Source organism: Rhizobium sp. RAF36 (genome assembly GCF_052114105.1).
In the GTDB taxonomy this organism is placed as follows: Bacteria; Pseudomonadota; Alphaproteobacteria; order Rhizobiales; family Rhizobiaceae; genus Rhizobium.
This window is the reverse complement of the sequence record NZ_JBFREC010000003.1, coordinates 298,980-316,675: the sequence shown is the minus strand read 5'-3', so window position 1 is coordinate 316,675 and position 17,696 is coordinate 298,980. Positions and strand designations below refer to the sequence as shown.

General features: G+C 57.4%; 23 protein-coding genes. 12 read left to right on the top strand and 11 right to left on the bottom strand.

The features are described from left to right. Positions 1-159: 159 nt before the first annotated feature. The 3 genes from AB4Z25_RS12875 to AB4Z25_RS12865 are packed head-to-tail and all read right to left on the bottom strand — an operon-like array spanning position 160 to position 4,287. On the bottom strand, positions 160-1,233 hold the full coding sequence (locus tag AB4Z25_RS12875; RefSeq protein WP_442208145.1) for a lipocalin-like domain-containing protein: 1,074 nt from the start codon (positions 1,231-1,233) through the stop codon (positions 160-162). Continuing rightward, positions 1,223-3,631: an ABC transporter permease gene (locus AB4Z25_RS12870; protein WP_442208144.1), complete on the bottom strand. Its 2,409-nt coding sequence runs from the start codon at positions 3,629-3,631 to the stop codon at positions 1,223-1,225. Before AB4Z25_RS12870 ends, AB4Z25_RS12875 begins: the two co-directional genes overlap by 11 nt. After that, complete coding sequence (locus AB4Z25_RS12865; RefSeq protein WP_442208143.1) at positions 3,631-4,287, bottom strand: ABC transporter ATP-binding protein; 657 nt, start codon at positions 4,285-4,287, stop codon at positions 3,631-3,633. Before AB4Z25_RS12865 ends, AB4Z25_RS12870 begins: the two co-directional genes overlap by 1 nt. Before the next feature lie 656 nt (positions 4,288-4,943). Here AB4Z25_RS12865 and AB4Z25_RS12860 point away from each other — a divergent pair. The 4 genes from AB4Z25_RS12860 (at position 4,944) to AB4Z25_RS12845 (ending at position 8,193) form a co-directional block, all read left to right on the top strand. Beyond that, on the top strand, positions 4,944-5,396 hold the full coding sequence (locus tag AB4Z25_RS12860; protein ID WP_148194380.1) for a DUF1573 domain-containing protein: 453 nt from the start codon (positions 4,944-4,946) through the stop codon (positions 5,394-5,396). 248 nt (positions 5,397-5,644) lie between these two features. Next, a complete protein-coding gene (locus tag AB4Z25_RS12855; RefSeq protein ID WP_162698823.1) occupies positions 5,645-6,037 on the top strand; it encodes an OmpA family protein in 393 nt (130 codons plus the stop codon). Between the two features lie 801 nt (positions 6,038-6,838). Continuing rightward, the gene (locus AB4Z25_RS12850; protein WP_112389539.1) at positions 6,839-7,099 is read left to right on the top strand and encodes a SemiSWEET family sugar transporter; all 261 of its coding nucleotides are present in this window, start codon (positions 6,839-6,841) and stop codon (positions 7,097-7,099) included. After that, positions 7,096-8,193, top strand: coding sequence for a sialidase family protein (locus tag AB4Z25_RS12845; RefSeq protein WP_442208142.1), 1,098 nt, complete (start codon positions 7,096-7,098; stop codon positions 8,191-8,193). Before AB4Z25_RS12850 ends, AB4Z25_RS12845 begins: the two co-directional genes overlap by 4 nt. Positions 8,194-8,446: 253 nt before the next feature. Here AB4Z25_RS12845 and AB4Z25_RS12840 read toward each other — a convergent pair whose 3' ends face one another. Continuing rightward, positions 8,447-8,713: a hypothetical protein gene (locus AB4Z25_RS12840; protein ID WP_112444004.1), complete on the bottom strand. Its 267-nt coding sequence runs from the start codon at positions 8,711-8,713 to the stop codon at positions 8,447-8,449. Between the two features lie 450 nt (positions 8,714-9,163). Between AB4Z25_RS12840 and AB4Z25_RS12835 the strand changes: the two genes are divergently transcribed. Further along, positions 9,164-9,364: a hypothetical protein gene (locus tag AB4Z25_RS12835; RefSeq protein WP_112389371.1), complete on the top strand. Its 201-nt coding sequence runs from the start codon at positions 9,164-9,166 to the stop codon at positions 9,362-9,364. Between the two features lie 31 nt (positions 9,365-9,395). Here the strand turns inward: AB4Z25_RS12835 and AB4Z25_RS12830 are convergent, their stop codons facing one another. Beyond that, on the bottom strand, positions 9,396-9,656 hold the full coding sequence (locus AB4Z25_RS12830; protein WP_112444002.1) for a hypothetical protein: 261 nt from the start codon (positions 9,654-9,656) through the stop codon (positions 9,396-9,398). A 218-nt stretch (positions 9,657-9,874) separates the two neighbouring features. Here AB4Z25_RS12830 and AB4Z25_RS12825 point away from each other — a divergent pair, with 218 nt between their 5' ends. The 5 genes from AB4Z25_RS12825 to AB4Z25_RS12805 all read left to right on the top strand — a co-directional run bounded on the left by AB4Z25_RS12825 (position 9,875) and on the right by AB4Z25_RS12805 (position 12,056). Next, positions 9,875-10,105: a hypothetical protein gene (locus tag AB4Z25_RS12825; RefSeq protein ID WP_112389373.1), complete on the top strand. Its 231-nt coding sequence runs from the start codon at positions 9,875-9,877 to the stop codon at positions 10,103-10,105. Positions 10,106-10,275: 170 nt separating this feature from the next. Beyond that, positions 10,276-10,497, top strand: a complete 222-nt coding sequence (locus tag AB4Z25_RS12820) for a hypothetical protein (RefSeq protein WP_112389540.1) — start codon at positions 10,276-10,278, stop codon at positions 10,495-10,497. Further along, the gene (locus tag AB4Z25_RS12815) at positions 10,497-10,739 is read left to right on the top strand and encodes a hypothetical protein (RefSeq protein WP_112389374.1); all 243 of its coding nucleotides are present in this window, start codon (positions 10,497-10,499) and stop codon (positions 10,737-10,739) included. Before AB4Z25_RS12820 ends, AB4Z25_RS12815 begins: the two co-directional genes overlap by 1 nt. Before the next feature lie 9 nt (positions 10,740-10,748). Beyond that, the gene (locus tag AB4Z25_RS12810) at positions 10,749-11,315 is read left to right on the top strand and encodes a transcriptional regulator (protein ID WP_112389375.1); all 567 of its coding nucleotides are present in this window, start codon (positions 10,749-10,751) and stop codon (positions 11,313-11,315) included. Between the two features lie 342 nt (positions 11,316-11,657). Then, complete coding sequence (locus AB4Z25_RS12805; RefSeq protein ID WP_442208141.1) at positions 11,658-12,056, top strand: hypothetical protein; 399 nt, start codon at positions 11,658-11,660, stop codon at positions 12,054-12,056. Positions 12,057-12,393: 337 nt separating this feature from the next. On the opposite strand, the gene AB4Z25_RS12800 is transcribed toward AB4Z25_RS12805, so the two are convergent. The 6 genes from AB4Z25_RS12800 to AB4Z25_RS12775 form a co-directional block, all read right to left on the bottom strand. Next, positions 12,394-12,624, bottom strand: a complete 231-nt coding sequence (locus AB4Z25_RS12800) for a hypothetical protein (protein WP_112444000.1) — start codon at positions 12,622-12,624, stop codon at positions 12,394-12,396. An 831-nt stretch (positions 12,625-13,455) separates the two neighbouring features. Beyond that, complete coding sequence (locus AB4Z25_RS12795; protein WP_112389376.1) at positions 13,456-13,731, bottom strand: hypothetical protein; 276 nt, start codon at positions 13,729-13,731, stop codon at positions 13,456-13,458. A gap of 11 nt (positions 13,732-13,742) precedes the next feature. After that, a complete protein-coding gene (locus AB4Z25_RS12790) occupies positions 13,743-14,042 on the bottom strand; it encodes a DUF982 domain-containing protein (RefSeq protein ID WP_112443998.1) in 300 nt (99 codons plus the stop codon). 77 nt (positions 14,043-14,119) lie between these two features. Beyond that, positions 14,120-14,593 (bottom strand): Hsp20 family protein, encoded by a 474-nt coding sequence (locus tag AB4Z25_RS12785; protein ID WP_112389378.1) that lies wholly within the window; start codon positions 14,591-14,593, stop codon positions 14,120-14,122. Between the two features lie 165 nt (positions 14,594-14,758). Continuing rightward, positions 14,759-15,049, bottom strand: coding sequence for a hypothetical protein (locus AB4Z25_RS12780; protein WP_442208140.1), 291 nt, complete (start codon positions 15,047-15,049; stop codon positions 14,759-14,761). 94 nt (positions 15,050-15,143) lie between these two features. Beyond that, positions 15,144-15,416: an usg protein gene (locus tag AB4Z25_RS12775; protein ID WP_112389380.1), complete on the bottom strand. Its 273-nt coding sequence runs from the start codon at positions 15,414-15,416 to the stop codon at positions 15,144-15,146. Between the two features lie 275 nt (positions 15,417-15,691). Between AB4Z25_RS12775 and groES the strand changes: the two genes are divergently transcribed. Beyond that, positions 15,692-16,006, top strand: a complete 315-nt coding sequence (gene groES, locus AB4Z25_RS12770; protein WP_112445381.1) for a co-chaperone GroES — start codon at positions 15,692-15,694, stop codon at positions 16,004-16,006. A gap of 52 nt (positions 16,007-16,058) precedes the next feature. Further along, on the top strand, positions 16,059-17,687 hold the full coding sequence (gene groL / locus AB4Z25_RS12765; RefSeq protein WP_112389382.1) for a chaperonin GroEL: 1,629 nt from the start codon (positions 16,059-16,061) through the stop codon (positions 17,685-17,687). The last annotated feature ends 9 nt before the right edge of the window (positions 17,688-17,696 follow it).

The following is a 17,696-nucleotide window of genomic DNA, read 5'->3' as shown; positions in this document are numbered from 1 at the left end:
TAAGCTCTAAGGATTTCGACGCAAGTCCGGGCGAAGATGGTCTTTGGCCTTTGCCTGCTGCATGACCTGGAAATTGATGTCCGCGACCTGGCGCCTTTAAGTCCCGAACTTGAAAGGCCGCATAAGTCTGCATCTCCTCTAAACCTGAGCTACTGGTTCCTACCTGTAGCCCGTCATCTCAAGGTAGCCTACGCCGGTGGTGGAGCCTTCGAACGAAATAGGGCCCTCCCAGTACGGGGTGGACGTTGCCATCCACGACTGATCGTTTAACGGTCGCGTTTGGATGTCCAGTGATTTTGAGGGGATCTCTATTCGCCATGACACCGGAAGCTGCCTCCCATCGACCGTCGCGGTACGCAATGGCGTGAGATGAACCTGGTCTTTTGTTAGCCGCAGTGTTTGTCCATCGGGAGAGATCCAGTTCGCTGAAATAAACCCATCCTTGTCGTCACGGAGACGAAACGCCATCAGCTTCTCTCCGCTGGCCAAGTGCAGCGAAAACCAATCCCACCCCGTTTGGTTCGAAGCCAAGGGTTGAGAAGACCATTCCCTGTCGAGCCAAGCGTTACCGCTGACCGTGATGCGCCTCCCCGATGCCTCAATAGTTCCGGAGACCTGATAGAACGGCTGGGAGTAGTAGTAGCTCGCCTGCCCGCTTGCCGACTTAATAGAAAAGCCTTTATCACCCTGGAGAACGAGTGGGCTTTTGGCCGTAAGGTCCAGAGCGTAACTAAAGTCCTGCCCAGCGGCTTTTAGAGAGAGATTTGCCAAAGCATCGGAGTTTAAATTGTCAGCGGCTGACATTGTCCAGTCGTCTATCCAGGCGCGGAAAGGCGCGGCCGTCACGCCCGCCTGACCAACGCCGCCACGGCCCAACCGCTCTGCGACGTATTGGTGGTCGGACGTCGTTATGGCCGCATGTCCGATCCAGATCTGAGGATCAGCGAAGCCAGCCTTACTTTCCGGGGCAAGCGCTGATCGGAAAAGCGTCCACTGTGCTCCATATTGCGTGCCGTCTTGCCCCTTGAGATTGGCGGTCACGTACCACCATTCGATGCGATAGTCCGGGTGCGCTCCGTGGTCTCTTGGAAACGATAATTCGGAGCCGCGCTGAGGAATCGCAAAGCCTTTGGCGTCCGATCCCAGTCCGGCAAACCCTTGCCCCAGCGTATTTCCCGCTGAACCCATCATGGCAGCGCCCAGCAATATTAAAGCAACGGCTTTACCGTTCATTGGCAAAAATCCTAAGCAGATCGCCCGGATTGATCGTTGCAAGGCGATGGACTGGAAAGAATACCGACGCAAGTGCCGCGAGAAAGGCGACAAAACCGAGCAATAGCCAGTCCATGGGGAACACTTGCATGGGTAGTCGCCATCCGAATGCCTCAACGTTGACACGGGCCAGCAGCACCAATGCCAACACAAGACCCAAGGGTATCGCTATGACGAACGTGGCGAGCCAAAGCGCCAGCGTTCGGGCGACCTCATACAGTGCCAGATCACGCCGACGCACCCCCATCGCCCAAACGGGCGCCAGTTGGGGAAGCCGAATTCCCGAGAGTGTCAAGAGACTGGAAAACATGGCGAAACCGGCTACAGCCAAGGTGAGCACGTTAAGGGCTCCTGTAACCTTGAACGTCTGATCGAAAATCGCTCGCGATTGCCTCTTGAGCGAGGCTTGATCCACGACGGCGGTTTCCGGGAGACCAAAATCCTCGATTAGCTGTCGCTTCAGCTCCGTCGACCGTTCAAGCGGAACACGTACGCCGTATCGAAGCTTGGCTACCTGAGGGTAATGGGCGACCAAGGTGTCAATCCCGATGATAACCTGCCCATTTGGGTTTCCGTAATCAGAGTAGACTCCTACCACCTTAGCATTCCAGCCTCCAGGCATGGCTACGAGCTCTCCCATCCGCGCTACCCCGCGCCGCCACATCTGCTCGTTGATCAGAGCACCCTCACCTTTGGCGATCTTATCCCAAACCTCATTCTGGGACGCGATCAGGGGCCAATGGTCGCGGTAGGTCGGGTCGTCCGCAACGCCAAAGACCTGGACCTCCTCGCCGGTAACGTCGCCATCCACGCTCCAGATTGGAAGGACCGACGTGGAGTGTGATGGAAGCCAGGCCCGTAACCTCGCCGCCTCGGCTTCGTCTTTGGCCGTAACGTATAGTTCGGCGGCCAAACGTTGATCGAGCCATCCGATGAATGTCAGCCTGAAACTGGAAACCATCGTGCCGACGCCGATATTCGCCGATAGCGCCAGTAGCAATGCCATCAAGGCAAGTGAAAGCCCCGGAAGCTGAAGGCGGGTGTCCGCCCAAAACCATTCGACAAGTGCGTTATGCGACGTACGTTGCATGGCGGCGAGAAAGGTTGCCAATATGGCCGGAAGCATGAGGGCCGCGCCCAAAAGCAAGCATGCGAGCACCGCGAAACCTGCCACTAATCCGGACGCGGCTATCGCCAAAACACCTGCAAGGAGTAGAAGCACCCCTCCCAGCGCCGCCTGGATTAGCAATCCTTGCATAGACTCTCGCGCCCATGCTCGTGGTTGCGCGGCCGCAAGGATGGAAAGTTTCCAGACCCGATAGAGGCTTTGAGCGGACGAAATTGCTGTCCCGGCAAGCGCCATCGCTAGCCCTGCGAGCCACCAGTCTGGGCGTATGGAAAGTGACCCGGAGACGTTCGCGCCGTACAGTCCGCGAAGGGTTGCGGCGACCCCTGGCATGAGGACCCACGCAATCAGGTATCCAAGCACGACCCCGATGACGCCGGATGCGACAGCAAGTATCGAAAGCTCAACAACGAGCATCGCAGTCAACTGCCGGAGGGAAATGCCAAGGGATCGTAGCGTTCGAAACGTGCTGCGACGTTGTTCGAAGGTGAGCCCGGTAGCGGAGTAAACGATGAAGAGGCCAACGATGAAGGAAAGAAAGCCAAAAGCAGTCAGATTAAGGTGAAAGCTGTCAGTTAATTGCGCGACGTCGGGCTGCTCAACCGGTTGCCGGATCAGGAGCCTAGATGAAATCTGTTTGACGGCGATGGCGCTGATTTCCTGGTCGGAAGCGACTGTCAAACGATCAATCCTGCCATGCTTGTCAAGCAACCGATCAGCGACCGAGATGTCCACGAATGCCGCGCCTTCAGGAACGTTTTCGTCGATCCGAAAGCTCATGTCCGTGTTGCCGCGCAGCCGTTCCGCCGTTTCGCTGGACAACACCAGCTCTCCAACAGGAGAGATGAAGCCGGTGAGGTCGCGTCCGCTCGTCACCCTCAGCGCATAACCCTCTTTTGGCATCGTTAAAGGATCTATGCCGATTAACCGGATGCGGATCGTGCCAAGGCGCAGATTCCCTTCGATAACCGGCGAGACATCGAAGCCGAGGCGTCGAAGGCTCCCATAGATCTCGTAGGGAATCCCGGTGCCGTCATCAGCCACAATTTGAGCAAGGGACCCTTGCTCCAGAACAGATGCGGCGCGAGCATAGCTGGCCCTCGCCTCAGAATTGATTGCTTGCACACCAGACCAAAGCGCTGTCGCAAGCGCGATCCCCAGCACTAAAGTGAGCAGCTGCAGAGGTTTGCGGCGCCAGTGCGATAAAAGCGCGGAAAACGCGACCCAGCTCATTAAGCGATCTTTCCACCACGAAGATGCACAGTGCGGTCCAGCCGAGCCGCGAGCCGCGTCGAGTGGGTAACAAGAAGCAATGCCGACCCCGCGCTGCTCGCCAGGTCAAGCATCAGGTCCAGGACGGCGTCACCTGTCTGCTCGTCAAGATTTCCTGTCGGTTCATCAGCAAGAATGAGCTTCGGTCTTGCCGCCAGAGTGCGGCCTATGGCGACACGCTGTTGCTGGCCTCCTGATAGCTGCTCGGGATAACGGGTTGCGTACCGCTGCAAACCCAACGCCTCGATCAAAGTCTTTTCCCAAGCACCGTCGTGGCGCTGAGCCAACTTGGCGTGAAAAGAGATGTTTGCCGAGACGGTCAAGGAGGGGATCAGGTTGAACTGTTGAAAAATAAGCCCGACCTTGGTCCGTCGATACTGGGCTCGCTTGCTCTCGGAGTATTTGCTGAGATCATCGCCATCCATGACGATGGCCCCACAGTCTGCACGATCGAGGCCTCCTGCTAAGTGGAGAAGTGTGCTTTTCCCACTACCGGATTCCCCAGTGAGAGCGACGGTCTCACCTGACGCCACACCAAAGTCGATCCCTTTCAAAATTTCGATTGTACCTTCTGCTGTCGGGTACGATTTTCGAACATTGTTGAGGGTAAGGATCATTATTTGCTCAGGTCACTTCCGAGAATTAGCCGATCTAAATGACTATGCGGGAAGGCGCCGGTCTACAAGATCAGAGTTGCTTATTGCAGAGGCCACGGGACTGTGGCAATTCGCGAGGACCTTCGGTACCGACTACCTGCCGCAGCCGTGCGCAGGAGCCGGCTCCGCGTCTTACGGTACTGGACAACAACCCTAGCTTCATCGGGTTCCATCACCCAATCGAAAAGCCGTGACGACTGCGAATGTCTGTGGAATTTAGTCAAGGCGTCAGATCACAAAGTAAAGCCCATGAGGTGGAAGGCATAACAAAAGGTCTCCGTTGAAAGGAGTCATCAGAGCGAGCGAGATCCTCGGGTTCACCAGTACGTTCACGCTCATGGCTAGCCATCAAAAGAGGTCCCTCACGTCCCCCGGAAAAGTTCGCGTGCTCTTTCATTGCCTCCTGATTCTATCGAGAGAAACCCATCCAAAGGCTTGTATGAATTGAGGTCATAGAGCCGGTGAGCTAGACTGCGGAGTGTAAAGGTCGGTATAGCGGACATTTTGCCAAGTAGCCGTCACTGACATAACAATACTTTGGATAACCGATATTGCTGATTGCCTAAATTAGGATGCGCTATCACTTTGTGGTGCCACAGAACTCGGAGGAATGGGACTTGCTCAATCGCGTGCTATCAATCGTCACGGTAATCACCCCGTTGCTCGCCGCCACGCTCGCCCTGGCCCAAAATCTCCCGCCAGCCGTTGAGCTTCAGCCTGGCGTTTCGGCCAAGATCCTCGATTTGAAACGCGTCCCTGGTCAGCAGATCGTGCAGCTGGATTATGAGATCAGCAACACCGGAGACGCCCCTGTGAACCTGGCGGAGATCGGCATCGGGCGTGCAAGCTACGGTCTTAATGACATCACCTTGTATGACTTTCCCAACAAAATCAGTTTCAAGATAGGCGTCGCGAGCGAGTGCCTTTGCACACAGCCGCCAGAAGCGCCACTAAAGCCAGGTGAAACATTCAAGGCATGGGCATGGTTCGCACCGCCTGAAAGCAACCCGGGTCCGTTTGCCGTTCGCTTCGGATCAACGCTTCCCGTGATGGACGTTCCTGTTCAATGATAACCAGGCTAGCAATTCGAACACTCTCTTTGTTAGTGGTCACAATAGGCACAACGCAAGCACAAGAAGCCCCTACCGTGGCGCCGCCGAATTTTACGGCCCGCTCGCCGAGCGTGGGCTTCGTGTCACCCTCGATCGGCTATTCGTCACCCCGCATCGAATATCGGTCACCACCAATGACGCAAGAAGAGCTAGCATTGGGACCAAGGCCCAAGGCGCCTCCCTCGCCGATCGTCAAGGGCTTAGAGGTGACCGAGGTAGGAGGCGGCGTTCGATACACGCTCTCGGCGGACATCCTCTTCGACTTCGACAAGGCGACACTGCGTCCGAAGGCTACCGAAGCCCTTCAAGCGATGTCCAATGATGTCCGTCAGCGTTTCAAGGAAGCAAGCTTCGTTGTTGACGGATACACGGACAGCAAGGGAAGCGACGCCTATAACCTCAAGCTGTCACTCCGAAGAGCGGCGGCCGTCAAGGACTACCTCGCGACGGCGGCGAATTTCAATCCATCGACTGTCGCAATCGAAGGACGCGGTGAGGCCAACCCAGTTGCCCCCAACGAGACCCCTGACGGGCAAGATGATCCCGACGGCCGTCAGAAGAACCGACGCGTCGAAATCTTGGTCAGGCCCACCGACTAGAACGATAAGTGCGAAGGCCGCCTGGTGCCGTGCAAACAACATTCAGAGCTCTTCCCAAAGCTTCAGTTATTCCCCATTCCAGGCGCTGCCACCTTCGCGTGCTGCGCGGCGAGAACAGATACGGGAGTGACATCTAAAATTTTCCTTGCCCTTGCGCGGGTGTTCTTCAATCGCCTAGACGAAGAACACGCCGCCAGGGCCCCGCCATTTGACTGGAAGCCAAACTGATTTGCGGGATCTGTGGATCCTTCCTCAGATTATGGGAGGGAGCTTTGGGCCACGCGATATCTACCGCTCTTAGCCTGCCCCTTGGCGATCGATCGTCCAACAGTGTTGCAGGGTTGCACTATGCCAATCCATTAGCGACCGCTAACTTGAACGACTGGTGGGGGCCAACTGCGAGCGCTTCGGTGGGGTTGCGCTCGTCCAACGTGACGGTCGCTTGTTTTGCGTATCTGCGGCCGTCACGTTCTTGACTGCTGTGGTCGGCACTGCCTGCTACAGCAACGGTTTGAGGACATCCTGCCGCATCGCCGATAGGCCGAATCGTAGCAATAATTCCCTCCGACGACACGGCAGCGCCGATGCCGGCTTCGAGCGTATGGCTGTCCTGCCAATCTCCAGCAATGTGGAACAAGCGAGAGTGCACGTCCGAGCCCTGGGAAGCGGAATATCGTTTCCGGAACTTCCATCGTGAATGACCTCGGGGAGGTTTAGAGCGGTCCTGCAGGTCGTTTGTCGACAGGGCCAAGGAACATCATACTGACAGCGAAGTTCATTGGACGAATTCTCGAGGAGTCCATGGATCCTATTTCTCTCGTCGGCTACGCCGCCTCTTTCTGCTCTGTCGTGAGCTTCATTCCACAAGCCTTAAAGGTCGCGCGCACCAAGGACACAGCGGCAATCTCGATCCGCATGTACTTTCTGACGGTAACCGGCTTTGCCCTTTGGACCGCGTTCGGCTCAATGAAAGGCGAGATTCCGATCATTCTCGCGAACAGCATCTGCTTCTGTCTTTCAGCTTTTATCCTCGCCGCGAAGCTACGAGGGCGTCGAAAATGAGTGACCACTTGCAGATCAGCCATCACGAGGTCTTTCGTCGGCCTGGTCATTTTTCGGCGTGGCCGGCCAACTATGGTCTTTGGGCTTGGGATGAGGAAATCGTGGTCGTCTTCGCTGACGGAAAACTGGGCGAGCAAGGTGCGCTCCACGCCCGTGACAAGAGTCAAGAGTTCAAGCCAATGCAGGCGAGAAGCGTGGACGGCGGCGCCACATGGTCGCCCGAGACTTTTGCGGGCTTCGTGCCGGGAGGCAAGAGCCTTTCCGCCGACGAGCATCTCGCCGTACCGTTGCGCTCAGGTTCCAAGCTTCGTGGGCAAGACATTCCAGCTCTTTCTACCCCTGTCAATTTTCTGGATCCTGAAATCGCAGTGTTGGTCGCACGTACCGGCCTTGACGGTCGCGCCCATAGCTGGTTCTACCTCACGAGAAACCGCGGCCGGCGCTGGGAAGGACCATTTTTATTCAAGGGGCTCGACCTCAAAGGCCTGGCCTCGCGGACCGATATCGTCCCCCTATCAGACAACCACGCCCTCTTCATGATGACCGCAGCAAAGTCCGACGGCAACGAAGGTCGCTGCCTCTGCGTCGAGACAACCGATGGGGGATTGACGTTTCATTGGAAGAGTTCCCTCCCGTTCGATGGAGACGGGTACGCCATCATGCCGTCGAGCCTGCGGCTTTCTGACGGCGCGATAGTCAGCGTTGTCCGACGCGGCCGGGGAATTGATCAAGCGGGCTGGCTGGAAACATTCCGCTCTAAAGACAACGGTGCCACGTGGCATCCGTTAGGCATTCCAGTCGAGGATACCGGACCTGGCGGCAATCCCGGAAGCCTTGTTCGGTTGGGCCCACAGCGCCTTGCTCTTGTCTACGGGTTTCGGGGCGACCGCCCTGGCATGCGGATGGTCACCAGTTCAGACGGCGGACGGAAATGGTCGGAGGCGATCGACATCCGCAGGGACGCAGTGCTGCCGGACATAGGCTATCCCCGTTCCGTCGCCCTCAACGACGGGCGTATCCTCGCTATCTATTATTACAATTTCGGGAAGGAACGCTTCATCGCGGCGTCCACCATTTCGGGCGACGGTCATTAGTTCGGCCCTCGTGCCCACCCGATGTCGGCGTGGAGATCGCCCATGCCAATATCGCAGTCGCCTCGCCTCACCGGGTCGACCACAGTCGCAGGCCTCTCCTCCGCTAGTAGTCAACTGGATGACGGCATAACGAACTACAGACTGTCGAGGAAGAGCTTGTCCGTTGCAGCGAGAGGCAAGGATTATGATCTAGTGGGGACGGCAGCGGCCGGGCGAAGCCCGACCGCTGCTTTGTTCACGCAAATGGGAAGACTCACCGGTTGGGCTCTCCGCCGCGCGAACCATCGATCGCCGTTTCATCGTCCACCGAATGTTCGAACTCGTCATTGGAAGGGTCACGGTCGTCGCTGAAAGTTGTGATTTGAATGAGGACGGCCTTAGCGTGACGTACGGCTGCATCGCCATCGAGTGATCCGTCGGAAGCGAGCTTCACAGCCACCAGCTCGTCGCCTTCTCCACGGAACTCGACCGTGATCATCCCGTCATTCAAATTTCCGATATGGGTTTCGATAAGCTGCATCTGACTACCTCTGTTGTGGTCGGAGAAAACTAATTTACCGCTGAAGAGGTTCCCGTGCGGAAGTAGACAGACATGCGGTCATTGCCGATAGTGCAACTAAAGCGTTGCGCCGGTACGGGCGGATGTCGATCACACTAAGGCTGTGCCGAGTCGGTCGACAGGTTGCGCTGAGAGACTTCCCCGTTCTAACGACGGCACCGTCACGGTGGGTGGGCTCTGTTTATCAGGCGACCCTACTCGGTCATCCAAATGTGGCGTTGATGGACCTTTACGTGCCTTATTGGGGGGCCTCTGTCCGAAGGTGATACTCGGGCCGCTTTGCGTAATGAACGGTACCAGCGCAGCCCAGTGCGAACAGGGGTAAACCTTCGAACATTCTGCGGAACAAGGATCAAGGTGCCGAAGTTTCTAAACGGGACCATGAAGGTCTCAAACAGAGGAGAAAACACCATGGCAAATCAAGGCGGATCGCACGAGCAGCACGCGAAGGCTGGTCAGAGTAAGTCGGGCTCCAAGCAGGCCTCCCCTGGCAAGTCTTCGACTTCGAAGTCGGCGTCGCCCGAGACGGGCAGCACGTCCTCCGGTAAGCAGGGCGGCTCGCATGAGCAGCACGTGAAAGCGGGCCAGCAGAGCCATAAGAACAGCCATTGACGTTTTGAGGCCCGCGCTTATGGCGCGGGCCTTATGCATTAAGGCGAAGAACATGCGGTATTTTCTGAACATCCGGGACGGCCGAAAACTGCTTGTCGACCCAAACGGCACCCAATTCGAACCTGTCGACCTTGCAATCTAAAGCTAGGGCGAGCGCCAGAGATTTGTTGGCCGAAAAATTCGCAACGGCGAGCATGTGGACGGGCAGCGTTCCGAAATCAGCGACCCCGGTGGAGCAGTCGTCGCTACGGTCATCTTCAAGGACGCCCTTCTCTTTTGTCGTTCCCGGCAATCGTTGAAACTCTTGCCCCAGAGCCGATAAGATTCCGATGGGAACTCAAGCGCCGGGCGGTCGCGCATGGTGATGAACTTCGGGTTGACGTGATAAATCGATTACCTATCAGCAAACTTGTGCGTAGGGCTCATGCGGTCTCCGTCGGTCCTGCTTAAGAGGAGGTCCGGGGAACAGCTTCCGTGTCTGCGAGTTCCTTCTGAACAAGGAGAACGACCATGACTGCCAAGTCCATTCCAGGCTCAGTTAAGCTTCCTCCGAAGTCTCTGAACAATGATACTCAGGACGACGAGCTGCCCGAGACCAACGTCGACGACCGCCGCGCGCCGCCGGTGAACATAGGCAACAGCCGCGAGGCGGGCGACGGTCTAACTGAGGCCGATCCGACCACGGGCCGCGCCGACCCGAACGACCGAATTCCCGCTCCGCAGACGGCCAACCGGGATTGATGCGATGGAAGAGCGCAAGGGATATGCCAATGCCGACGAGGTGCAAGCCGACGACCTCTGCTGGCGGAGAAGATGTTCGCCGACAAAAGTCTGGCAACGAAGGCACCTTAGACAGGTCGGACGACGACCAGCGGCTTCCGCAGCCCGCGCCATCCGAAGAGGAGCTGGAGATGACTAAGATCACAACCGGCCCCAACGACGCCCCGAAGGACGCGACGATCGCACAAAGCGCCCCCGGCCTTCCCGAAGATACCAGCCTTCCTGTCGAAGCGACGGAAGAAGAAGCTCTCTGGATAAAGGCAAAGGTCAAGGGCACAAACGACGAAGGACGCAAGGATGACGCCCGCGATCTCGCAGCGCAGCTCGCCCGTCCCAAACACGGTACCGCCTGATGCCGGGAACGTTCTCCTCGCTCAGCATCTTCGCCTACGACCTTGATGACCGAGGCGAGCCCGTCCAGGCATGGGAGACCGTAGTCGGCGAGACGGAGGCAGAGGCCATCGGCGAAGCAAAAGAAGCAGCCGGCCACCACGCCGGCGTTCTTGTGGTGCGGCGAGATGGCCGTCCCGCAGTCGGAGAAGAAGGCGACCCCGTCGTCGTCTTCCGGCTAGGTAGAACCGGCGACTTCGACTAGAGATCTATCATGAACGTGTTCCTCGATTTCGAAGCTTCCTCGCTTGGCAAGCACAGCTACCCGATCGAAATCGCATGGGTGTTCGAGGACGGCCGGTCACGGTCCCTCCTGATCGCCCCGGCGCCGAACTGGACGGATTGGTCGGCAGCGGCCGAAGGCATCCACGGCATATCCCGAACGGCGCTAGCCAATGAAGGCGTTCCGGTTACCCTTGTCGTCCAAGAGATGATGGCGACGCTCGCAAATCATGATCTCTACGCGAGCTCACCGTCGTGGGATGGGAAGTGGCTCAGCGTCCTCCTTCGCGCTGGTGGCGTTGCGAGACACGCGCTTCGCGTTCGCAAGTCGGACAATCTCTTCGTTGAATTTGCTTCGAAGCGGCTTCACGACAGCCAAATGCGGGGCGTCGACCCTGCTGCGCTCGTCTCCGAAGTTATAGCCGGCTCAGAGCCCGCTAGGCCTGCCCATCGCGCGCTCCCGGACGCCGCCCTAGAACTCAAGAGATTGCACATGGTGCAAGAGGCTGTCGAGAGCTTAGTCGCCGCGCCGTCGCGTACCCAAAACGCCGAAGGGTGAACCAACCGACTCCGGCTTTGAGACTGGTCGGCGAATTCTAAGAACCGACGGCGCAACCGATATCTTTGAGATGAAAGGAGGCAACATCCTCGATCCGCCTTTCCGCGATGACAAGCTGGGCGTCGCTCATCCCCGCTTCGTACGCGGGCATATCCCCGACCCGCTACATGTGGTGCGCAACATGGCATGCGCGTCGTGACCGGGAGGACGCGTCATCCGTGCGACGACGACTAAGACGGACTACTGCTCTGGCCCGAGCCACCGGGGATTTCGCCGGTCTGGCATGCGCACCAGCGAACCTATGATAGGCATGGAAACGATCCCGTCGTCGGTCGTCGCCTCGTGCAATTGCCTCATCAAGCTGGCTTAGTTCCTCGCCGCAACACATTCGTCTTCTTCGGCGGCTGCGCAGGCGATCGCGATTTCGAAGACCTAGTCCGGAACATAGCGAGTATCGTCGACGAAGCGATCGACGACATCATCGCAACCGGGCTTTCGCGAGACGCCGTCACAACAGCGCTCGACGCTTTTATCGAATGGAGCAAGTCCCCGGATTCCGCGGTCTGGCGGGCCGCTGAACGTCACTGGCCTGCCGGTGTTGCGATGCGGTTCGACACCAGTAGCGAGGGTCTTCAAATCAGCGGCCAGATCGTCGGCCTATGGCAAGCCGAGTCAATCATCCTCCGTTGCTCGCTGCTGAAGAGTATCAGCTCGACGCGCGGCCTTTGTTCTCAACTCTGAATGTTTACATTGATGCGGCACGGCCTTTCCGAAATGGGCGCCGTGCCGGTCTGCCATAAAGTCTATCAGACGCCGCATCTTCGCTAGCCGCTCGCCTCGATCACGCTGGTGATTACCGCCGAACGGAGGGACGCGGCCCAATTTACCGGCACCCTGGATGGGCCGTGTTCTTGTCGACGTTTGGCCTTGGAAGTCGGCTTCGGGCATTGAAAAGGAATTGCGAAGCAAACCCGCGTCTTGCAACGGCATCAGAGAACGAGAAATCCCCTCTAGGACTACTGCTCTAGGGACAAGCTTGTCATCCTGCCAAGTGAGATGCCGCCAGCCTGTAAGCGCTTCACTGTGCAATCCAGGCAAAGCGCCATTCGTCGGGTTGACCTAGCGCGTAATTATATCTGGCCGTACCGGTCAAATCTTGTCTGGCCTTCATCTCGTCCATCAGCCAGGCTGCAGATGGAATTCCCGGCAGCTGACAACGATGCACCGCTCCTGCCACTTCATCAAGGGTTCCCACCCCGATGTTGGGAATGGCTCCAGGCCTCATCAGGGTCCAACTGTACTGTTTCATGCAAGCTCCACCATGACGTGTCACATAGCGCGCCCTCCACACTTTGGGGGGCTCGGCCGCGCGGCCACGTGCACACGACAGAATACAAAAATGCACTTGGCCGTGTTCTGGTTCCTGCCCGGCTACACTGAAGTCCAGCACATTAAGCGTGTTGCCATGTCTTCGGCTTGATGGTTCAATCGGCACGGCTGAAACAGGCATCAGCCTTCTGGACCCATCCAGCTCTTGGCCCGCCCGGCGTTCTCCGGCGGGCCTTTTGCTAGATTGGCGAATCTCAATAGAGCATTGACGTCATCGTTTGACGGGACGCCCAAGACTTTGCATTGGCCCACGCTTGTACGATCTCCACACGTGCGGCTGGACGGAATAGGCATGATCGTCGGTAACTACGGCCGCGCGAGGTTCACCCGCGAGGCCGTGGTCGATCAAAGCAAGCCAACAGCGCCCGGGGTAAACGACAACGCTTCTGATTAAGCACGGGCCGCGGGGCCTCGAGCCTTGCCCGCAATATGCGCTGCGCGGTCACGATGAGGGCAGTTCCTTGAGACTTAGCGGGGTTTGATCACCTGCCATGTCGCTCGGTTGCCGCCACCATCTAGGCGGCAGCCGAAACCCTAAACGAAATCGCTACCACAGGAAGTGTGTGTCTGCATTCCAGCCTTCGTGTCGGCTCTCACGGGCAACGTGTCGCCACATCGATACCGTCGTTTCGATGCACGGCTTTCGAACACCGTGCATCTCCTCGACCACAGGGCCAAATCCTCATCTTTTTAAACCGCAGTCCGGCATCCCATTGGGGAAAGGTCCGTACTTCCGGTGTGGTGCACGGAACTAAGAATTCCGCAAATCGAGTTCTATTAGTGCTGACTGAACCTCATCGATTAAGACCGGTTCTGGCGTTCCCGGCAAGTGCCGAAGCGCTGGCTTCGAGTCGACCGCGTAAAGGTCGGACGCCCACGCAGCAAGGATCGTCCGTTTGTCATCGGTCGAGAGAGACGACGCCTCTACAACATCTGTCGGCCGTCTAAGATGCATCCCCCGCATCAACACAATCGGACCCATTGTTGCTGCATTGTCGATCAACTGCTGCAACACGATGTGCCTCATAATACTTGACCTTACTGCACGTGGGGATCGCGGTCGCTTCGCGCGCGAGACGCCACGACAGCAGATGTTTGAGGCGCAAGAAGTTCATGCTTCTGCGCGAATGCTACAAACAAACCACGCGCCGTCTCCGCTTCGATCTCGCCACGAAGCGCGGCCTGGCATGCTTTAAGGGCGACTGAATGCGCCGTGTCCCTGAACGAAGTGGGCCACTCAACAAGATGTCGGTAAGCATCCATGACGGTGCGAACTTCTGCAGGAAAGCCAAGGCCGACGAGAATGGTGACAGGTTTTCTGAACATATCGGGTTTCATCGTTCTCTCCTTTCCAACCCGGAATGTCGATGGGCGCCATCGCGATGGCGCCGCTGACCATTGAATGAACTAAAAGGTCACGCCGCCTTCTGCGCTTCGATCTGCGCCGAAGCAGTCGACGTCAACGCAGGCGTACTCTGGATTGAGATCTTCCTGGGCTTCAATGCTTCAGGGATCTCACGGACCAACTCAATCGAGAGAAGACCGCTGTTCAAATCTGCTCCGTTCACCCGGACATGGTCGGCAAGCTCGAACCGGTGTTCAAACGGGCGTCCGGCGATGCCGCGATGCAGGTAGCCATCGGCCGGTGTCTCCTGCTTCTTACCGGTGACGGTCAGCAGATTGGACTGGAAAGTGATATCGAGATCGTCCTGTGCAAATCCAGCCACCGCAATCGAGATCGTATAGGTGTCGTCATTGTTCTTGACGATGTCATAAGGCGGCCAGTCGTTGGTCGACCGGGCACGCTGGGCGTTCTCCAGAAGAGTGAAGATCCGGTCGAAACCTACGCTCGAGCGGTAGAGAGGTGCGTAGTCGTAAGATGTTGCCATAGCCATATCCTCCTTGAAGCAACATGGGTACGAGAGTGCCAAAAGCGGCGCTCCCGGCGAAGTCAGCCCTGTCTCAGCGGCTGGCAATAATCGATTTGGTTTTAGCGATTTTCCATTTCAAGATCGGCTGCGCATTTTTTTCGCCGATCGCAAGTTGCCCCATCGTCAGTGCACTGAGCGACTGAGAACGCGATGCGGGTACGCTGCTTTGAACTTTGAAATCATCGCGCAGGCTTGCTGCAGTACCCGTTCGGTCGCTTCGGGATTGTCGCGCGCAAGTTCGTCGGCGTTTATGCGGATCGCTTGCGCCATATTCGCCGACATCACAGCAAAACGGCCCTCACCGTAGACAAGTGCATCTTGCGAAGCAGTCTCGAGCCAGCGCGCGAAATCAACAATGATCTTTTCCCTCTCCGGGATGCTGGCACCTTTGATGACTTTAATGTTTTCTTCCATGTGGTCTCACTCCATACAGACGTGGAAAGCGACCGGACTGATCAAGCCCCGATCGCCGGGTGAGCTAGGAAGCGGAAATATCAAAATCAAGAGTTCAGTGAAGCTTGAACTCGCCTTCGACACGGCGCCATTCGTTCGGTCCAATCAGACGTCGGTGTGTATAGCGGACGGAGTGTAGCGGTCCGTCGAGGCTGTTGCGCCAGAAGTCCAGGAATTTGCGCATTTCTGGAAAGTCCGGTGCAAGATCGTAGTCCTGCCAAACGTAGGTTTGCAGGACGGATTCAAAATCGGGAATGCGGTAGAGGATGTGCGCGGTGGTGAGGCCGTAGCCGTTAAGCTGACGCTCGAAATCCGACGAGAATTGCATGCTTTATCTCCGTTTCATGACACTGCGAAGGTGACGTAAAATCATCCATCTATCAACGGTATTCTTAAACCATCAAAGGCGTTTATTGTTCCTTTCCAGCATGTTAGCAGCCGGCGACATCGAGTGCTAATTTTTTCTCCCGCCCCTCTTGAAATCACAAAATCTCGAAAATAAATTTTGAACGCGAACGCTCAGATGAGGTTCGCCCCGTCCGGATTGGTCACCCGGTCCGGCAGGGGATTTTGCGTCATCTTTTTTGTCCAATGGAGGAAAACATGTCGTTCCGACCGCTTCATGATCGCATTCTTGTCCGTCGGGTTGAATCCGAAGAAAAGACCAAGGGTGGGATCATCATCCCTGACACTGCCAAGGAAAAGCCGCAGGAAGGCGAAGTTGTCGCCGCTGGCCCTGGTGCACGCAACGAGACTGGCCAGATTCAGGCGCTCGACGTCAAGGCTGGCGACCGCATTCTGTTCGGCAAATGGTCCGGCACCGAAATCAAGATCAACGGCGAAGATCTGCTGATCATGAAGGAAAGCGACGTCCTGGGCATTATAGAAGCTCAGGCCGAGCAGAAGCGGGCCGCGTAATCACGCATTACCGCCCATGAGTCAAAAAGCTGCCTATTGAAGGAGTGAACAAATGGCTGCGAAAGAAGTCAAATTCAACACCGATGCACGCGAACGCATGCTGCGTGGGGTCGATGTCCTTGCCAACGCCGTGAAGGTCACGCTTGGCCCAAAAGGCCGCAACGTTGTCATCGACAAGTCCTACGGCGCGCCGCGCATTACCAAGGACGGTGTTTCGGTCGCCAAGGAAATTGAACTAGAAGACAAGTTCGAGAACATGGGCGCCCAGATGCTGCGCGAGGTGGCATCGAAGACCAACGATCTCGCCGGCGACGGTACCACCACCGCAACTGTCCTCGCCCAGGCGATCGTCAAGGAAGGCGCCAAGGCCGTCGCCTCCGGTCTGAACCCGATGGACCTTAAGCGCGGCATCGATATTGCCGTCGACGCCGTCGTTAAGGAACTGAAGACCAACGCCCGCAAGATCACCAGCAATTCCGAAATCGCCCAGGTCGGCACCATCTCGGCCAACGGCGACGAAGAGATCGGCAAATATCTAGCAGAGGCGATGGAAAAGGTCGGCAACGAAGGCGTCATTACCGTCGAGGAAGCCAAGACCGCCGAGACCGAGCTCGAAGTTGTCGAAGGCATGCAATTCGACCGCGGTTACCTCTCGCCGTACTTCGTAACCAATCAGGACAAGATGCGCGTCGAGTTCGAGGACCCCTATATCCTCATCCACGAGAAAAAGCTGTCGAACCTTCAGTCCTTGCTGCCGGTCCTCGAAGCCGTCGTGCAGTCCTCCAAACCGCTGCTGATTATCGCGGAAGACGTCGAGGGCGAAGCTCTTGCTACGCTCGTCGTCAACAAGCTGCGCGGTGGTCTGAAGATTGCGGCTGTCAAGGCGCCGGGGTTCGGCGATCGCCGCAAGGCGATGCTCGAAGACATTGCCATCCTGACCGGCGGCACTGTCATCTCCGAAGATCTCGGCATCAAGCTTGAGAACGTAACGCTCAACATGCTCGGTCGAGCCAAGAAGGTGGCGATCGAGAAAGAAAACACCACCATAATCGACGGCGTTGGCTCCAAGTCCGAGATCGACGGCCGCGTCGCCCAGATCCGGGCGCAGATCGAAGAGACCACGTCCGACTACGATCGCGAGAAGCTGCAGGAACGTTTGGCCAAGCTGGCAGGCGGCGTTGCGGTGATCCGTGTCGGTGGCTCCACGGAAGTCGAGGTCAAGGAGAAGAAGGATCGCGTCGACGACGCGCTTCATGCAACGCGTGCCGCCGTCGAGGAAGGCATCCTGCCGGGCGGTGGTGTTGCGTTGTTGCGGGCTGTAAAGGCACTCGACGATCTTGCAACCGCCAACCAAGACCAGAAGGTTGGTATCGAGATCGTCCGCAGGGCGATCGAGGCCCCCGTTCGCCAGATCGCCGAAAACGCTGGTGCCGAAGGCTCCGTCATCGTCGGCAAGCTGCGTGAAAAGACCGACTTCTCCTTCGGCTGGAACGCTCAGACCGGCGAATACGGCGATCTTTATACACAGGGCGTCATCGATCCGGCCAAGGTCGTGCGGACCGCACTCCAGGATGCGGCCTCGGTCGCCGGCCTTCTGGTGACGACCGAGGCGATGATCGCCGAGAAGCCCAAGAAGGATGCCGCGCCGGCGATCCCGGCTGGGGCAGGCATGGATTTCTAAACAATCTGG

Coding starts and splice junctions, on each gene's coding strand:
- AB4Z25_RS12790 (WP_112443998.1), bottom strand. CDS start 14,042: ATGAAACCCGATATGTTCAGAAAACCTGTCACCATTCTCGTCGGCCTT.
- groES (WP_112445381.1), top strand. CDS start 15,692: ATGTCGTTCCGACCGCTTCATGATCGCATTCTTGTCCGTCGGGTTGAA.
- AB4Z25_RS12775 (WP_112389380.1), bottom strand. CDS start 15,416: ATGCAATTCTCGTCGGATTTCGAGCGTCAGCTTAACGGCTACGGCCTC.
- AB4Z25_RS12820 (WP_112389540.1), top strand. CDS start 10,276: ATGACTAAGATCACAACCGGCCCCAACGACGCCCCGAAGGACGCGACG.
- AB4Z25_RS12835 (WP_112389371.1), top strand. CDS start 9,164: ATGGCAAATCAAGGCGGATCGCACGAGCAGCACGCGAAGGCTGGTCAG.
- AB4Z25_RS12825 (WP_112389373.1), top strand. CDS start 9,875: ATGACTGCCAAGTCCATTCCAGGCTCAGTTAAGCTTCCTCCGAAGTCT.
- AB4Z25_RS12840 (WP_112444004.1), bottom strand. CDS start 8,713: ATGCAGCTTATCGAAACCCATATCGGAAATTTGAATGACGGGATGATC.
- AB4Z25_RS12800 (WP_112444000.1), bottom strand. CDS start 12,624: ATGAAACAGTACAGTTGGACCCTGATGAGGCCTGGAGCCATTCCCAAC.
- AB4Z25_RS12795 (WP_112389376.1), bottom strand. CDS start 13,731: ATGAGGCACATCGTGTTGCAGCAGTTGATCGACAATGCAGCAACAATG.
- AB4Z25_RS12845 (WP_442208142.1), top strand. CDS start 7,096: ATGAGTGACCACTTGCAGATCAGCCATCACGAGGTCTTTCGTCGGCCT.
- AB4Z25_RS12785 (WP_112389378.1), bottom strand. CDS start 14,593: ATGGCAACATCTTACGACTACGCACCTCTCTACCGCTCGAGCGTAGGT.
- AB4Z25_RS12870 (WP_442208144.1), bottom strand. CDS start 3,631: ATGAGCTGGGTCGCGTTTTCCGCGCTTTTATCGCACTGGCGCCGCAAA.
- AB4Z25_RS12850 (WP_112389539.1), top strand. CDS start 6,839: ATGGATCCTATTTCTCTCGTCGGCTACGCCGCCTCTTTCTGCTCTGTC.
- groL (WP_112389382.1), top strand. CDS start 16,059: ATGGCTGCGAAAGAAGTCAAATTCAACACCGATGCACGCGAACGCATG.
- AB4Z25_RS12815 (WP_112389374.1), top strand. CDS start 10,497: ATGCCGGGAACGTTCTCCTCGCTCAGCATCTTCGCCTACGACCTTGAT.
- AB4Z25_RS12865 (WP_442208143.1), bottom strand. CDS start 4,287: ATGATCCTTACCCTCAACAATGTTCGAAAATCGTACCCGACAGCAGAA.
- AB4Z25_RS12810 (WP_112389375.1), top strand. CDS start 10,749: ATGAACGTGTTCCTCGATTTCGAAGCTTCCTCGCTTGGCAAGCACAGC.
- AB4Z25_RS12780 (WP_442208140.1), bottom strand. CDS start 15,049: ATGGAAGAAAACATTAAAGTCATCAAAGGTGCCAGCATCCCGGAGAGG.
- AB4Z25_RS12875 (WP_442208145.1), bottom strand. CDS start 1,233: ATGAACGGTAAAGCCGTTGCTTTAATATTGCTGGGCGCTGCCATGATG.